This is a genomic window from Granulibacter bethesdensis CGDNIH1 (genome assembly GCF_000014285.2).
Taxonomy (GTDB): Bacteria; Pseudomonadota; Alphaproteobacteria; order Acetobacterales; family Acetobacteraceae; genus Granulibacter; species Granulibacter bethesdensis.
The window spans coordinates 1,936,110-1,951,437 of record NC_008343.2 but is presented as its reverse complement, the minus strand read 5'-3'; the positions used below and the strand labels follow the sequence as shown (position 1 = coordinate 1,951,437).

Genomic DNA, 15,328 nt, shown 5'->3' with positions numbered 1-15,328 from the left:
GTCATGTCGGATATGGCCCCGGAAAGGAGAGCCTTCAGTGGCTGTTGATCCTGACCCTGATCCAGTCTCCCAAGCGCTTCCTGATTGGACCGCACCGGACGGGGCGCCAGTCACGTGCGCAGAAAAACGCCGTGTTCTGGCGGAAAATCATAGGGAACTGGCGCAGGTGATGCAGGATGCTTATGAGGATGCCATCCTGATGGGGGTTGACCCCGACATGTTCAGGCGCAGCCTGCTGGATATGGTCCAAGCGTTGAAAAGCCCCCTTCATGACTCGTGACAAACGGATGCGTGCGTACCGGATGGCCGGTTGCATGGTGCTGGTACTCTGCATGGTGGCGGGGGGGCATGCCTATGCCCAGCCGACCTCGTTGCAGGATCGCCGACCCCTTCAGAAATCCCGACCCGGCAGCGCGCCGGTCGATTCCATGCCGCGTTACGATGATCCGAATGATACGGGTTTCAACGCAGGTACGACCGCCAGACCGGTCTCGCCGCCGGTCCCTTCCCCACAGATTGTGCCTCTGCCGGCGGATCCGGAGACGAGGCCCGACAGCCCTTCTTCCTCCGGCGAGGGAGATTTGCCCGATACGCCCGGCTCCCAGCCAGGCACCAAGCCGGATAATCCCACCGATAAAACGCCTGATGGGAATGCGGCTGGTGATGCCCAGCCTCCGGCTGCGGCGGCCAATCCGCTCTCGGCCTATCCCTGGCAGCCGGGCCATAGCGTACAGCTCCAGATTTTGGAAAAGCTGAGTGATCGCGTATCCCGTGTCACCCTCAAGGATGGAGATCGTCATACGATCGGTCATCTGACAGTTGTGATGCGCAACTGCCTGAAACATGCGGCAGAGGCGCCGCAGGATTTTGCCGCATGGCTCGACATCACCGCCGATACGGAGGGTGCACCACGCTTTTCCGGCTGGATGCTGGCAAAGGAGCCATGGGTGGCCGTGTATGAAAGCCCCCTGTACGATGTGCGTGTCATGCGCTGCGACTGATCGGAAGATGACCCGGCCCGGTATGAATCGGGCTTTCTTCAGATGCTGATTTTCACTCGGTATCAGAGGGGACAGACGCAACCCGTGGCTTTCTAAAGGGTTTGTTCAGGTATGATGTCCTTTCCACCTCTGGGCTGTTTTGCACTGTCCCATTCCGTTTCTGATTTTGATCCGCTTCCTCTTTTATCGCGGGCTGCCTTGTTTCTGGATATGGATGGCACCCTGCTGGACATTGCGCCGACACCGGATTCTGTGCAGGTGGAGGCCGGTTTACCCGAGGTGCTGAGCCGTCTGCATGATGATCTGGGCGGTGCCATCGCTGTCGTGACCGGCCGGCCGGTGGAGCAGGTGGAAGCCCTGTTTCCCGGCATTTTCACCGCCATTGCGGGGGAGCATGGGGGTGCGCTGTATCACCGCACAATGCAGACCACGGAGCGTGTGGCACTGGCAGACCTGCCGGTTGAATGGTTGCGGCAGGGTGAAGCTTTGGCGGCGCGTTTGCCGGGGGTTTTGCTGGAACGTAAGCAGCGCGGCTTCGTGCTGCATTTCCGTGCCGTGCCGGAGGCTGGCCCGCAGGTCGAGGCTGGCCTGCGCGGCGTCATGGCTGGTCATGAGGACCGTTTTACCCTGATGGCCGCGCATATGGCGTGGGAAGTGAAGCCGAAAGGGGCTGATAAGGGCACCGCGGTTCAGCATTTGATGCAACACGCCCCTTTCCGGGGCCGTGTGCCGGTTTTTATCGGTGATGACGTGACAGATGAGGATGGAATGGCGGCCTGTCGCGCCATGGGAGGTGCCGGTTTGCGGGTACAGGAAGCCTTCGGCGATGCAGCGGGCGTCCGCGCCTGGTTAAGGGAGGTGGTGCGGTGAGTCGGCTGATTCTGGTTTCCAATCGTGTCCCCCAGCCGAAAGAGCGTGGACAACTGGCCGGTGGCCTGGCCGTCGCATTGAAAGAAGCCATTGCCGGGCATGAAACCCTCTGGTTCGGCTGGTCCGGCAAGACCGTGGATCAACCCGTTCCCGACGTGCATCTGGAAGAAGCCAGGGGCGTTACTTACGCCACACTTGATCTCCAGACTGATGCGTATGAGGGATATTATCGCGGCTTTTCCAACGGGATGCTCTGGCCGCTGCTGCATAGCCGGATTGGACTCGGGGTGTTCAGCCGCTCCGACCTTTCTGCCTATATGGCTGTGAACGATGCTTTTGCGGCAGCGCTGAAACCATTGTTACGCCAGGATGATATCATCTGGATTCATGACTATCATCTCATCCCCCTTGGCGCGGCGCTGCGCAGGTTGGGTGTGAAAGCCCGGATCGGCTTTTTCCTCCACGTCCCTTTTCCTCCGATGGCGGTGTATTCGGCTCTGCCGCAAGGGGATCTGCTGTTACAGGCTTTCGGAGCCTATGATGTGATCGGTCTGCAAACCATCGAGGATGCGGGTCATCTGAATGAATGTCTGGCCATGGCAGGGGTGGCGCGCCGGGCGGATTCTTATCCGATCGGCATTGATCCCGCTGCGTTTGCCGCCACTGCACGTCGCGCCCAGAAAAGTCCGGAAGCGAGACGATTGAGGGAATCCATGGGTGATCGTGCCCTGATTCTGGGGGTGGACCGACTGGATTATTCCAAGGGTATTCCGCATCGCTTCCATGGCTATGCCCAGTTGCTGAAGCGGTTTCCCGAGCATCGTAACAACGTCACCTTTCTTCAGATCACGCCGGTTTCCCGCGGGGATGTCGCGGAGTACCGATCCCTGCGGAAGGAAATGGATGAACTGGTCGGCCGTATCAATGGCGAGCATGCGGAGTTCGACTGGGTACCGGTGCGGTATCTGACCAGAGCGGTGGCGCGCAATGTGCTGGCCGGATTTCACCGGGAAGCCAGGATTGGACTGGTGACGCCGCTGCGCGATGGCATGAATCTGGTCGCGAAAGAATATGTCGCGGCACAGGATGCCGATAATCCGGGCGCGCTGATCCTGTCGCGTTTCGCCGGAGCCGCCTCGGAGATGGAGGGGGCCATCATCATTAACCCCTATGATCCTGACGAAATTGCCGAGGCACTGCATATGGCGCTCGGGCTGGACCGGGAATCACGGCAGGCACGCTGGAAAACGATGATGTCGGCGGTACAGGCTTCCACTGCTGCGGCATGGGCCCACAGCTTTCTGCAGGATCTGGAAAACGCGCCGGCTTAGGGCTTAGGGACAGGCGTCTTCCCTCTGGCCACGAGACTGGGCGCATTGCATATAAGGCGGCATGCAGAAGCCGAGCCTATCCATTCTGGTCATAGACGAGGACCGTATCCGCGCCTCCATCATCGAGACAGGGCTGCGGGAAGGCGGCCATGATCGCGTCACTGTGCTGCATGACGTTGCCGCAGCGGCGGAAACAATTGCGGTTGCTGCGCCGGATGTCATCGTCATTGATCTCGGCAATCCTCAGCGTGATATGTTGGAGGAAATGTTTCGCCTTTCGCGCTCCGTACGCAGGCCGGTGGCGATGTTCGTGGACAGCTCCGACCAGGCTGGCATTGAGGCCGCGGTGGAGGCCGGTGTTTCGGCTTATGTGGTGGATGGCTTGCGGCAGGAACGCATCAAGCCGATTCTGGATATGGCGATCAGTCGTTTCAACGCTTATTCCCGCCTCCAGCGGGAGCTGGATGAGGCGCGGGGTGCGCTGGAAAGCCGTCGTCTGGTAGATAAGGCCAAGGCATTGCTGATGAAAAGCCGGGGATTGAGCGAGGATGCCGCTTATGCCCTGCTGCGCCGGACTGCGATGAACCAGAACCGCAAGATCGCAGATATTGCACACAGTCTGCTGACGGCTATCGATCTGCTCGATCCAGAGGCTGATGAACCGTCTGCCGTTTCAAAGAAAAAAGGGGCGGAGAAATGAGTGCCCTACCAGAGATTGATGCAGGATCCGTGAAGCATCATCAACAGGCCCCATACCGGATGACTGCCGGCTTCATGCCACTGCTGGACAGCGCTATTCTGATTGCTGCGCTGGAATGTGGATTTGCCGATCAGGAAGGCGTCAATCTGACTCTGGTAAGGGAGAATTCCTGGGCGAATATCCGCGACAGGATGGCGGTCGGACATTTTCAGGCGGCGCATATGCTTGCCCCCATGCCGATTGCCTGCAATCTGGGTCTGACACCATGGAACCAGAAGATCATCGTCCCGATGGCGCTGGGACTGGGTGGAAATGCAGTCACCGTCAGCGTTTCCCTGTGGCAGGCAATGCAGGATTCCGGAGTGGCAGCCAGTGGCGGGGATGTGTTCGACCCTGCCATGCAGGGGCGGGCGCTGGCTGCTGTGGTCGCGGATCGGGCGATGCGGGGACAGAAGAAACTCCGTTTCGCCGTCGTGCATGCCTATTCCGGGCATAATATCGAGCTGCGCTACTGGCTGGCAGCCTGTGGGATCATGCCGGACCGCGATATTGAAATCGTGGTTTTGTCGCCTCCTTTGATGGCGGATGCGCTGAGGGGCGGTGGGATCGACGGGTATTGCGTCGGCGAGCCGTGGAACACCGCCTCTGTTGTCGGGGGACATGGTCGGATCATCACCGTCAAGGCGGCTATCTGGCGTTCAAGTCCTGAAAAGGTGCTGGGTGTGCATGCCGGCTGGGCGCGTGAAAATCCTGAGGCTTTGACTGCTTTGTTACGGGCCATGACCAGAGCGGCGTTGTGGTGTGCCGACAGTGATCATCACGCCGATCTGGCCCGGATTCTTGCGCGGGAGACATATGTCGGTCAGCCGGCCATGTGGATGATGGCAGCGCTGGATGGAGAGATCGTGCCCGGCGGTCATGGCAGCCGGGCGGTGTCGGTGCCGGATTTCTTCGTGCCTTTTGCGCGGGCCGCTACATTCCCTTGGAAAAGCCATGCCATGTGGTTTTATGCACAACTGGCGCGCTGGAGCTATCTGGAACACAGCGCGGACAATGCAGTGATTGCCGCCAATACCTATTGTCCCGATCTGTATCGGGCGGCAGTCAGCGGATTGGGCTATCCGCTGCCGGGAGCCAATGCAAAGGTGGAGGGCGCGTTAACCAGGCCCACTCCGGTGGGGGCCAATCTGGCTGGTCTGACACTGGGACCGGACGGTTTCTTCGATGGCGAGCTGTTTGATCCGGATCATATCGAGGATTATATTGCGCGACAAAAGACTAAAATTTAATCAATTGCCTTTTTTTAAAGTTATAAAAGATAAAAATAAGGCATTTTTTGTCTTAAAAATAAAAATAGCGTTGCTTTTAGGCTAAAAACTGCGCGACATGGCAGGCATGGATTTGTATATTGGCTTCAAGACATGTGCTTGGCCAATGAAGGCAGGAAGCGCGGTCAGCGTCTAAAGGCGGACGCATCCAGGCAAAGACGCCGGAGAACGGAGGGGCCGTGTCCTGCTTTGCAGGCGCTGAGTCTTCTCCCTTGAGCGATTTTGTTTCATGGCGCAGCCGCCTGACGATTCCGGCACCATACCTGTCGGCGTAGCGGCTCCGTGATTGGAGAGCCAGATGACCAATGGAACTGCCTCCCTGCTTCCGGCCGAGCCGCGTGACGGTGCTTCGCGTGCGCTCTGGATGTCGACGTTTGCCTTCACCATCTGTTTTGCAGTCTGGACCATTTTCGCCATTATCGGTGTCAAGATCAGGCAGGAACTGCATCTGACCGAAACGCAGTTCGGCCTGCTGCTCGGCACACCCATTCTGACCGGTTCGTTGTCACGCCTGCTGCTGGGCATCTGGGCCAGCCGTTGGGGCGGGCGGGCGGTGTATGTTGCCGTTATGCTGACTGCTGCCGTTGCGACGCTGCTGCTGTCCTTTGCACATAGCTATGAAACTATGCTGCTGGCCGGGCTTGGAATTGGCATTGCCGGTGGTTCTTTCGCGGTGGGCGTGTCCTATGTCTCGCCCTTCTTCTCGCAGATGAAGCAGGGCACAGCACTGGGTATTTTCGGAGCCGGGAATGTCGGTGCGGCGGTCACGAAATTGCTGGCCCCGCTGGTTGTGGCGGGTTGGGGCTGGCGCGCTGTGCCGCCAGTCTGGGCGGTGGCGCTGGTGCTGACGGCGGGGGCTTTCTGGTTTCTTACTTCTGATGAGCCGCAGCGTGCTCAGCGCCGGGGCCGCTTCCGGGATGAATTCGCGCCGCTGCGTCATGTGCAGGTCTGGCGGTTCAGCCTTTATTATTTCTTTGCTTTCGGCGGGTTCGTCGCACTTGCGCTGTGGCTGCCGCGTTATCTGGTCGGCGTGTATGGCATGGATCTGGAAACGGCGGGTCTCGTGGCCGCATGTTATTCCATTCCCGGCAGCGTGTTCCGTGCGTATGGCGGTATTCTGTCTGACCGGATCGGTGCGCGTCGTGTGCTGTATGCGATGTTCGGTGTTGCTGCGCTGGCGACCCTGATCCTGTCCTTTCCTGCCCATGCAGGAGGAGGCGTCGCCGGGATTGGTCCCGTCATCTTCGTGATCGTTGCTTTCGTGCTCGGTTTCGTCATGAGCCTGGGTAAGGCCGCTGTCTACAAGCATGTGCCGAGCTATTATCCGGATTCCGTCGGTGCTGTTGGAGGTATCGTCGGCCTGATCGGTGGTCTGGGCGGATTCATCTTTCCGATCATCTTCGGTTTTCTGAAGGATCAGACAGGATCGTGGCAGAGCTGCTTTATGCTTCTGTTTGTTGTTGTTCTTGTCTCGATGATATGGATGCATGCTGCGATCCGGGCCATGCGCCGTCAGTCGATGATCCTGCAAGCTGCACAATAAGATTTTTGACTGGATCAGAATCATGACTGAAAAACTTGTCATCATCGGCAATGGCATGGCGCCAGGCCGTATGCTGGAACATCTGTTCGAACAGGCTTCGGATCGGTACGAAGTCACTATCTTCAATGCCGAGCCGCGGGTGAATTATGATCGTATCATGCTCTCGCCTGTTCTATCCGGTGAAAAAACCTATGAGCAGATCATTATCCATGGCGATGGCTGGTATATTGATCATGGTATCACCCTCTATAAGGGGCATAAGATCGTCGAGATCGACCGGGCGGCAAAAACCGTTACCTCTGATCATGGTGTTGTGGAATCCTATGATCGTCTGGTGATTGCAACCGGGTCCGTACCATTCATTCCGCCGATCCCTGGTCGTGATCTCGCGGGCGTGCTGACGTATCGCGATCTGGATGATGTGCAGGCGATGATGCTGGCGGCGCAGTCGAAAGCGGGTGTGCTGCCACGGGCGGTCGTACTGGGTGGTGGTCTGCTGGGGCTGGAGGCCGCGGCGGGTCTGCATGCACAGGGCATGGATGTCACGGTACTGCACCTTGCTCCAACGCTGATGGAACGGCAGCTGGACAGCGCTTCCGCCTATCTGCTGCAAAAAGCGATTGAATCAAAAGGTATTCATGTCATCACCGGCGCGAATACCAAAATCTTCAATCATGATGACAGCGGCCATGTACGCTCGGTCACGCTGGCGGACGGGACGGAGCTTCCGGCTGATCTGGTCGTGGTAGCGGCTGGTATCATTCCCAATGCATGGCTGGCGAAGCAGGCCGGGCTGGAAGTCGGGCGTGGGATCAAGGTCGATGCGACTATGCTGACTTCCGATCCTGACATTCTCGCTCTGGGAGAATGTGTCGAGGTCGATGGTCGTACCTATGGTCTGGTGGCACCTCTTTACGATATGGCGCGCGTGGCGGCTGCCGTTCTGGCTGGCCAGCCCACCAGCGGTTTTGTACACAGCGAAACGGCGACGAAGCTGAAAGTCACTGGTGTCGATCTGTTCTCGGTCGGTGATTTTGCCGATGGAGAGGATCGTGAGGAAATCGTTCTGCGCGATGCGGCGGCAGGTGTTTACAAGCGTGTCATTCTCCAGAACGAGCGCATCATCGGCACCGTCCTGTTCGGAGACACCTCCGATGGGGCATGGTTCAACGATCTGCGTAAGAAAGCGGCCAATATCAGCGAGATGCGCGATACGCTGATTTTTGGTCAGGCCTATCAGGGAGGCACCCCGCTGGACCCTACGGCGGCCGTTGCAGCCTTACCGGATGACGCAGAGATCTGCGGCTGCAACGGCGTATGCAAGGGCGTGATTGTGAGCGCCATTCAGACGAAAGGATTGACTACGCTCGACGATGTGCGGGCGCATACGAAAGCATCGGCATCCTGCGGTTCCTGCACCGGTCTGGTGGAGCAGGTGATGACATTGACGCTGGGGGATGCCTATCAGCCTGCGGCGGTACAGCCTGTCTGTGGCTGCACCACGCTGGGGCATGATGATGTGCGCCGCCTGATCCGCGCGAAGGGTCTGAAGACCATCCCCGCCGTGATGCAGGAGCTGGAGTGGAAAACATCCTGCGGCTGCTCCAAATGCCGTCCTGCACTGAATTATTATCTGGTCTGTGAATGGCCTGATGAATATGCCGATGATTACCAGTCACGCTTCGTCAACGAGCGTGTGCATGCCAATATCCAGAAAGACGGTACCTATTCCGTGGTGCCGCGCATGTGGGGCGGCATGACCAGTGCTGCGGAGTTGCGGGCGATTGCCGATGTGGTCGATAAATTTGCTATTCCGGCGGTGAAGGTCACGGGTGGTCAGCGTATCGACATGCTGGGCATTCGTAAGGAAGATCTGCCTGCCGTCTGGTCTGATCTCGGCAAGGCGGGATTTGTCTCCGGCCATGCTTATGCGAAAGGTCTGCGCACGGTCAAAACCTGTGTCGGCTCCGATTGGTGCCGGTTCGGGACACAGGATTCAACCGGTTTCGGTATCCGCATCGAAAAATTCATGTGGGGGTCATGGACGCCTGCCAAAGTGAAGATGGCGGTCTCCGGTTGCCCGCGTAACTGTGCCGAGGCGACCTGCAAGGATGTCGGTGTCATCTGTGTGGATTCCGGATATGAAATCCACTTTGCCGGAGCCGCCGGCCTCGATATCCGTGGCACGGAAGTGCTTGGTCTGGTACCGGATGAAGACGAGGCGTTGGAAGTCATTGTCGCACTGGTGCAGATGTACCGGGAACAGGCGCGTTATCTGGAGCGCATCTACAAATGGACCAGGCGCGTCGGGATTCCTGAAATCCGCAAGCAGGTTCTGGAAGACAAGGAACGGCGTCGTCATTATTTCGAGCGTTTCGTGTTCTCCCAGAAATTCGCCCAGGTCGATCCATGGTCGGAGCGTGTGTCCGGCAAGGACAAGCATGAATTCAAACCGATGGCCTCCATCGGCATAATGAACGCGGCGGAGTAAGCGGTCATGACCTCACCTGAATGGATCGAAATCGGCGGGATCGAGGACGTTCCGCTGCGGGGTGCGCGCTGTGTGCAGACGCCGGTTGGAAAAATCGCCATTGTCCGCACCATGAATAACCGGGTGTTCGCTATTGGCGACACCTGTCCGCATCGCAACGGCCCGCTGAGTGAAGGGATCGTACATGATCATTCGATCACCTGTCCTTTGCACAACTGGGTTTTTTCTCTGGAGACCGGGCAGGCACAGGGTGCGGATGAAGGCAGCGTGCCGGTTTACAAGCTGCGTGAACACGAAGGTCGCCTGTTTCTGTCGGCAGATGCGCTGGCCATGCAGGCGAGTAAAGCCGCATGACCATTGCGCAGCAGGGGGAGGCATCCTTATCACGGAATTCTGTTGCCACGACCTGCCCTTATTGCGGGGTTGGATGCGGCGTGATCGTGGAGCAGGCGGAGGATGGCACACGCAGCGTGCGGGGCGATCCGAAGCATCCGGCGAATTTCGGCCGTCTCTGCTCAAAGGGGTCTGCCCTGATGGAGACGGTGGATCTGGACGGACGTTTGCTGCATCCCATGATCAACGGGCAGCAGGTGGGCTGGAATGAGGCGCTGGACCATGTGGCGCAAGGTTTCTCCCGCGCCATTGCCGAGCATGGTCCGGACAGCGTGGCGTTTTATGTTTCCGGCCAGTTTCTGACGGAAGATTACTATGTCGCCAACAAGCTGATGAAGGGTTTCATCGGTTCGGCGAATATCGACACCAATTCTCGTCTGTGCATGGCGTCTTCCGTGGCCGGGCATCGCCGTGCCTTCGGGACGGATACTGTGCCTGGACTGTATGAGGATCTGGAATGCGCGGATCTGGTGGTGCTGACCGGCTCCAACCTGGCCTGGTGTCACCCGGTGCTTTACCAGCGTCTGGCGGCGGCAAAGGCGGCACGGCCGGAGATGCGCGTGGTGCTGATTGATCCGCGCCGTACCATGACGGCGGATATTGCCGATCTGCATCTGCCGATCCGTCCTGATGGCGATACGGCGCTGTTTGCCGGTCTGCTGGCCTGGCTGGCCGCGGCAGGGCAGGTGAATGAGAGCTATGTCACGCGCCATACCTCCGGCTTTGCCGAGGCGCTGGCAGCGGCCTCCGCACTGGATCGCGATATGCTGGATCAGATGACGGGGCTGGAGGCCGCGGAGAGGGAGGCATTCTACACCCTGTTCACCACGACCGGGAAAACGGTGACGGTGTATAGCCAGGGCGTCAACCAGTCCTCCTGCGGCACTGACAAAGTGAGTGCCATCATCAATTGTCATCTGGCGACAGGGCGTATTGGCCGTCCCGGCATGGGTCCGTTCTCTGTCACCGGCCAGCCCAATGCGATGGGCGGGCGGGAGGTTGGCGGCCTGGCCAACATGCTGGCCGCGCATATGGAGATCGAGAATCCCGAGCATCGCGCTCTGGTCGGGCTGTTCTGGAATGCCCCCCGCATGCCGGAGAAAGCAGGGCTGAAAGCGGTCGATCTGTTCCACGCCGTGGCGGATGGCCGCATCAAGGCCCTGTGGATCATGGCCACCAACCCGGTGGATTCCATGCCGGATGCGGATGCGGTGCAGAAAGCCATTGCGGCCTGTCCCTTCGTCGTTGTCTCCGACGTGCTGGCGAGCACGGATACGATGCGCCACGCTCATGTAGCGCTGCCTGCGCTGGCATGGGGGGAGAAGGACGGCACCGTCACCAATTCCGAGCGCCGCATCTCCCGCCAGCGTGCTTTCCTGCCAGCCCCGGCCGAAGCGCGGGCAGATTGGCGCATCCTGTGTGATGTGGCGGCACGGATGGGGTTTGCAGAGGCTTTTTCCTACAGCAATGCCGCCGAAATTTTCGCCGAGCATGCCGCCCTGTCGGCACTGGGGAATGAGGGGCGGCGGGATTTCGATATCGGTGCGTTGGCCACTATCGGCAATGCGGATTTTGAGGCGCTGAAACCGGTCTTATGGCCTGCTTTGAAGGAAAACTCTTCCTTCAGAACAGTGGGGCAGGATGGTCGCTTCTTCGCCGATGGCCGTTTCTTTACCGAGGATCGCAAGGCCCGCTTCATCGCCGTCACGCCCTCTCTTCCGGTGCAAACGGATGCCGCGTGGCCACTGGTGCTGAATACCGGCCGTATCCGCGATCAGTGGCACACCATGACACGTACCGGCAAAAGCCCGCGCCTCTCTCAGCATCTGGCCGAGCCGTTCGTCGAAATCCATCCTGACGATGCGGCTCCGCTCGGTATCGCGGCGGCTGATCTGGTCTCTGTCCGGACCGCACTGGGCCGTATCGTGGTGAGGGCCTTACTGTCGCCACGGCAAAGAAAGGGAATGCTGTTCGTGCCGATGCACTGGACCGACCAGTTCGCTTCATGCGCCCGCGTGGATGCTCTGGTGCCGGACCTGATTGATCCGGTCTCCGGCCAGCCTGCCTCCAAGAATGTTGCGGCGCGGATCGAGCCTTATGCGCCGGCCTGTTATGGTTTCGCAGTGCTTCAGCAGCCTCCGGACTGGGAACAGATCGGACATGCGCCTGATTACTGGGCCATCAGCCGCTGTACGGGTGGATGGAGGCTGGAATGTGCCTTTACCGAGGCTCCGGCAGATATGGCAGGCTTTGCCGCTTCTCTTATCGGCAGAGCGCATGAAGACGGAGAAAACCTGTCCTATGTCGATGCCAGAACCGGTCAGGCCCGCTATGCCGCGTTTAACGGGGCACGCCTGACCGGTGCGCTCTATGTGGATCAGCAGCCTGTGGGTGTAGCGCGAGGCTGGGCGGCGGAGCAGTTGGAGGCAGATTTTACCGATCCCCTGCGCCGCTTCATCGTCATTGCAGGCAGGCCCGGCAAAGGCAGTGTGGATCGTGGCGCTATCGTCTGCTCCTGCTTTGGTGTGGGTGCCACACAGATCAAGACGGCGATCGCCGGCGGATGCCACACGGTGGACTCCGTTGGTCAGGCGCTTCAGGCGGGTACCAATTGCGGTTCCTGCCGGGCGGAGATCCGCATCCTGATCGAACGCCACGCAGCAGGCACGCCTGCAACGGTCGCTGCATAATCGCATTGCAGTCGTGCGAAAGGCCGGGAGGAGACTTCCGGCTTCCTTGCTTGCTGACCGAACCGTTCAGTTCTATGTCTGACGCAGTTTTGTTCGATCAAGTGCGTGAGGATGGCAATCCATGCCCGATGACGTGAACACGGCGTCAGACAGCCCGGCCCGGCAGGGTGGTTCCAATGCGCAACCCCAGGGGAGCCAACCCCAGGGCAGCCAGCCGCAGGGCCGCGCCACGAAAAAGCGCTCTCCCCTGGTGAGGGTGATTCTGATTCTGGCATTGCTGGGGATTGTCGCGGGCGGTGTGTATTACTGGTACACCCATCGCGATCTCGAAAGCACGGATGATGCTTACACATCAGGCCGGGCGGTGATGATCTCGCCGCAGGTGGCCGGTTATGTGGTCGATCTGAATGTTCGCGATAACCAGTTCGTTCATAAGGGTGAGGTGCTGGTCAGGCTCGATCCCCGGCCCTATCGGGCGGCGGTCGAAGTGGCGGAAGGTCAGTTGGCCATGGTTCGCGCCCAGCATGCGGCCACGCATTATCAGTTGGAGATTGCGAAGAAAAACTTCCCGGCCCAGCTGGATGCCGCGAAGGCGCAGAAGCAGCAGGCCGAGGCTCAGCTTTTTCGGGCGCAGACCGATTACCGGCGTCAGCACAGCGTGGCCCGCGCTGCGACGACACAGGAGGCGATTGATGCCTCCACCGCGTCGCTGCGTGCGGCGCAGGCCCAGCTTGCCTCGGCTCAGGCGGCGATCGAGCAGGCCATGCCGGTTGAGGCCAATATCAATGAAACCGGGCAGAGAGTGGATCAGCTGGCAGGTCAGATCAGGCAGGCTGAAGGGCAACTGGAACAGGCAAAGCTGAATCTTGAATACGCCACCATCGTTGCACCGCAGGATGGATGGGTGACGAAGCGGAATGTCGAGAAAGGCAATTTCCTCCAGACTGGCACACAGATCATGTCGCTGGTCTCACCGGAAATCTGGGTTGTGGCCAATTTCAAGGAAACGCAGCTCACCCGTATGCGGCCCGGCCAGAAAGTCCATATCAGCATTGATGCCTATCCATGGCTGAATCTGAAAGGCCATGTCGACAGCATCCAGCAGGGATCAGGCTCCCGCTTCACGGCCTTCCCGGCGGAGAACGCGACCGGCAATTTCGTGAAAATCGTGCAGCGCGTGCCGGTCAAGATCCGCATTGACCGCGGGATTGACCCATCCTTGCCAATTCCGCTGGGTCTGTCGGTAGAGCCGGTGGTGGATCTGTCCAGCACGCCGGAGAACAGCCCGCCCTTGCCCGAGAAAGCCCGTCCGGTCGGTCATATCCCGCCGGGCAATGCTGCTCCGGTGACGGCCCCCGTCAAGGTGCCGGAAGCACCATGAGCGGGGCGGCTGTAGCGGATCAGGCCGCAGGCTGGAAACCGCGTGCCAATCCGTGGCTGATTGCTATCGCCGTGACTTTGGCAGCGTTCATGGAGGTGCTGGATACCACCATCGTCAATGTCGCCCTGCCGCATATTGCCGGGGCGATGTCGGCCTCCAACGATGAAAGCACGTGGACGCTGACCTCCTACCTCGTGGCGAACAGCATCGTGTTGCCGATTTCAGGGTGGTTTGCGCGCATCATCGGGCGCAAACGATATTTCCTGATCTGCATTGCCATGTTCACGTTGGCGAGTTTTTTATGCGGTATTGCCGGCTCTCTGTGGCAGTTGATCCTGTTCCGGCTGATTCAGGGATTTTTTGGCGGTGGCCTTCAGCCCAGTCAGCAATCCATCGTGCTCGACACGTTTGAGCCTGCCAAACGCGGAGCGGCATTCGGTGTGGTGGCCATTGCAACAGTTCTGGCCCCTGTCATGGGGCCGACCGTTGGCGGGTGGTTGACGGATAATTTCTCCTGGCAATGGATTTTCCTGATTAACGTGCCGGTCGGCATTTTTACCTTCTTCGCTGTTGCGGCGCTGGTTGAAGATCCTCCCTGGCTGGAGCGTGAACAGAAAGGAGAACGCAGCGTCGATTATATCGGTCTGTCGCTCATCACGATCGGCTTCGGCTGCTTGCAGGTGGTGATGGATCGTGGAGAGGATCTCGACTGGTTCGGATCCGGGTTCATCCGGCTTTTCTCCTTGCTGGCTTTTCTCGGGCTGGTGGGGACGGTGTTCTGGCTGCTGCATGCCAAGAACCCGGTGGTGAATATCCGGGTGATGGCGGACCGGAATTTCGCGATCGGCTGTCTGACCATCTTCCTGATGGCGATGGTGCTGTATTCCAGTGCCGTGCTGCTGCCGCAACTGGTGCAGACCAGGCTTGGTTATACCGCCACATGGGCCGGTCTGATGCTGATGCCTGGGGCGCTGGTGGTGCCTATCCTGATCCCGTTTGTCGGGCGGATCATGAAATATGTGCAGACGCGCTTCGTCATCATGCTGGGCTTTGCCCTGCTGGGTCTGGCGTTGGTTTATTCGCACCATATCGCGCCGGACATCGATTTCCGGACGCTGATGATGATGCGGGCAGCCCAGACAGTCGGTCTGGCTTTCCTGTTCGTACCGATCAGTACTGTAACCTATATCACCCTGCCGAAAGAGCAGAATGCGGATGGCGCCGCATTGTTCACCATGTTCCGCAATCTCGCAGGCTCGATCGGTATTTCTGCCGCAACGGCGCTGGTGACCGAGCGTAGCCAGGTGCGGATGGCGCATCTTCAGCCGCATATGACACCGCTGGAGCAGCCTTATGTCGACTATCTTCAGCATGTGCAGCAGGGGCTGGTGAATCTCGGCACCAATGCGGGGGAGGCAATGCAGCAGGCCGCCGGTATTGCTTACCAGACTCTTCAGCAGCAGGCGGCGATTCTGGCGTATATGGATATTTTCGGTATGACCGCGATCCTGTCCTTTGCGACCATTCCGGTGTGTTTCCTCTTTTCCTCCACCAAGGGCGGTGGTGGTATGCCGGGACACTGAAGCGGGAAAGAAAAAGG

Annotated in this window: 12 protein-coding genes; all 12 read left to right on the top strand. The window is 59.2% G+C overall.

Features of this window, described 5'->3' with window-relative positions:
• The first annotated feature begins 37 nt into the window (after nt 1-37).
• On the top strand, nt 38-280 hold the full coding sequence (locus tag GBCGDNIH1_RS21160) for a hypothetical protein (protein WP_011632436.1): 243 nt from the start codon (nt 38-40) through the stop codon (nt 278-280).
• A complete protein-coding gene (locus tag GBCGDNIH1_RS21155) occupies nt 270-1,001 on the top strand; it encodes a DUF2155 domain-containing protein (RefSeq protein WP_157692022.1) in 732 nt (243 codons plus the stop codon). Before GBCGDNIH1_RS21160 ends, GBCGDNIH1_RS21155 begins: the two co-directional genes overlap by 11 nt.
• Nucleotides 1,002-1,112: 111 nt before the next feature.
• The gene (otsB, locus tag GBCGDNIH1_RS21150; RefSeq protein ID WP_011632434.1) at nt 1,113-1,871 is read left to right on the top strand and encodes a trehalose-phosphatase; all 759 of its coding nucleotides are present in this window, start codon (nt 1,113-1,115) and stop codon (nt 1,869-1,871) included.
• Nucleotides 1,868-3,202, top strand: coding sequence for an alpha,alpha-trehalose-phosphate synthase (UDP-forming) (locus GBCGDNIH1_RS21145; protein ID WP_011632433.1), 1,335 nt, complete (start codon nt 1,868-1,870; stop codon nt 3,200-3,202). The genes otsB and GBCGDNIH1_RS21145 overlap by 4 nt, the downstream gene beginning before the upstream one ends.
• Nucleotides 3,203-3,263: 61 nt before the next feature.
• The gene (locus GBCGDNIH1_RS21140; protein ID WP_011632432.1) at nt 3,264-3,902 is read left to right on the top strand and encodes an ANTAR domain-containing response regulator; all 639 of its coding nucleotides are present in this window, start codon (nt 3,264-3,266) and stop codon (nt 3,900-3,902) included.
• A gap of 29 nt (nt 3,903-3,931) precedes the next feature.
• Nucleotides 3,932-5,191, top strand: coding sequence for a CmpA/NrtA family ABC transporter substrate-binding protein (locus tag GBCGDNIH1_RS21135; RefSeq protein WP_198353659.1), 1,260 nt, complete (start codon nt 3,932-3,934; stop codon nt 5,189-5,191).
• Nucleotides 5,192-5,528: 337 nt separating this feature from the next.
• Nucleotides 5,529-6,773 (top strand): MFS transporter, encoded by a 1,245-nt coding sequence (locus GBCGDNIH1_RS21130; RefSeq protein ID WP_050748551.1) that lies wholly within the window; start codon nt 5,529-5,531, stop codon nt 6,771-6,773.
• Between the two features lie 22 nt (nt 6,774-6,795).
• Nucleotides 6,796-9,264 (top strand): nitrite reductase large subunit NirB, encoded by a 2,469-nt coding sequence (nirB, locus tag GBCGDNIH1_RS21125; RefSeq protein ID WP_011632429.1) that lies wholly within the window; start codon nt 6,796-6,798, stop codon nt 9,262-9,264.
• A 6-nt stretch (nt 9,265-9,270) separates the two neighbouring features.
• Nucleotides 9,271-9,618: a nitrite reductase small subunit NirD gene (nirD, locus tag GBCGDNIH1_RS21120; RefSeq protein ID WP_011632428.1), complete on the top strand. Its 348-nt coding sequence runs from the start codon at nt 9,271-9,273 to the stop codon at nt 9,616-9,618.
• The gene (locus GBCGDNIH1_RS21115; RefSeq protein WP_011632427.1) at nt 9,615-12,347 is read left to right on the top strand and encodes a nitrate reductase; all 2,733 of its coding nucleotides are present in this window, start codon (nt 9,615-9,617) and stop codon (nt 12,345-12,347) included. Before nirD ends, GBCGDNIH1_RS21115 begins: the two co-directional genes overlap by 4 nt.
• 121 nt (nt 12,348-12,468) lie before the next feature.
• Nucleotides 12,469-13,728 (top strand): HlyD family secretion protein, encoded by a 1,260-nt coding sequence (locus tag GBCGDNIH1_RS21110; protein WP_011632426.1) that lies wholly within the window; start codon nt 12,469-12,471, stop codon nt 13,726-13,728.
• Nucleotides 13,725-15,311: a DHA2 family efflux MFS transporter permease subunit gene (locus tag GBCGDNIH1_RS21105; protein WP_011632425.1), complete on the top strand. Its 1,587-nt coding sequence runs from the start codon at nt 13,725-13,727 to the stop codon at nt 15,309-15,311. Before GBCGDNIH1_RS21110 ends, GBCGDNIH1_RS21105 begins: the two co-directional genes overlap by 4 nt.
• Nucleotides 15,312-15,328: the final 17 nt, after the last annotated feature.

Bases quoted from the DNA above. Each gene is read 5' to 3' on its own strand.
- GBCGDNIH1_RS21155 (WP_157692022.1), top strand. From the start codon at position 270: ATGACTCGTGACAAACGGATGCGTGCGTACCGGATGGCCGGTTGCATG.
- otsB (WP_011632434.1), top strand. From the start codon at position 1,113: ATGATGTCCTTTCCACCTCTGGGCTGTTTTGCACTGTCCCATTCCGTT.
- GBCGDNIH1_RS21140 (WP_011632432.1), top strand. From the start codon at position 3,264: ATGCAGAAGCCGAGCCTATCCATTCTGGTCATAGACGAGGACCGTATC.
- GBCGDNIH1_RS21130 (WP_050748551.1), top strand. From the start codon at position 5,529: ATGACCAATGGAACTGCCTCCCTGCTTCCGGCCGAGCCGCGTGACGGT.
- nirB (WP_011632429.1), top strand. From the start codon at position 6,796: ATGACTGAAAAACTTGTCATCATCGGCAATGGCATGGCGCCAGGCCGT.
- nirD (WP_011632428.1), top strand. From the start codon at position 9,271: ATGACCTCACCTGAATGGATCGAAATCGGCGGGATCGAGGACGTTCCG.
- GBCGDNIH1_RS21115 (WP_011632427.1), top strand. From the start codon at position 9,615: ATGACCATTGCGCAGCAGGGGGAGGCATCCTTATCACGGAATTCTGTT.
- GBCGDNIH1_RS21110 (WP_011632426.1), top strand. From the start codon at position 12,469: ATGCCCGATGACGTGAACACGGCGTCAGACAGCCCGGCCCGGCAGGGT.
- GBCGDNIH1_RS21105 (WP_011632425.1), top strand. From the start codon at position 13,725: ATGAGCGGGGCGGCTGTAGCGGATCAGGCCGCAGGCTGGAAACCGCGT.